This window comes from Acinetobacter sp. UBA2063 (assembly GCF_002333245.1).
Taxonomy (GTDB): domain Bacteria; phylum Pseudomonadota; class Gammaproteobacteria; order Pseudomonadales; family Moraxellaceae; genus Acinetobacter; species Acinetobacter parvus.
On the sequence record NZ_DDAH01000273.1, the window covers coordinates 1 to 555 of the forward strand.

The 555-nt window shown below is 39.8% G+C and carries 1 pseudogene; it reads right to left on the reverse strand.

The features are described 5' to 3' along the window. Positions 1 to 180 precede the first annotated feature (180 nt). Positions 181 to 555 (reverse strand): annotated as a pseudogene (locus B4H32_RS12720) (DUF6607 family protein); the annotation flags it as partial.

Here is a 555-nt window from a genome sequence, read left to right on the forward strand (position 1 = left end):
TAAACAATCCTCTATAGTTTCTTTAAAAATTTTTATAAAAAAAGGGCCTAAAGCATCTTTCAGCTTTAGGCCCCTTTGCCTATAAAAACGTAGTGATTAATTGAAATAGGCATCTTTGCCTGTCTAATTATTTAAAAGCAAATGGCATGCCAGAAATAAAAAAGACCTAAGTATTGATTCACCCAATTTGCGTGCCAGCGCAGTATGGTCTTGCTATCAAACTTGATATTGTCCTGTTCATGCACCCAACCCGTTGCTGTCAATGCATGGCGGTTGGTCCCAATAATCACATCGTAATCATTACGAATCGTATGCTCACGGCGTGGCAATGGACGATAGGTTTCATTTGAAGTCCATTCCGTTACCCCATTATCTTTGGTCCAACGCCCCAAACCTGCATAACGTGGAGAGTCATCCACCTGCCATACTGTCTGCAACCATTTCCCTTGTACATCCTGTTGTTTTAGCTAAATACTTTTCCATTTATAGTTACCAATATAGCGCCACATTTTTGTTGGTTCATATTCCCAATCTTGTCGCACCTCATGTTTGAAT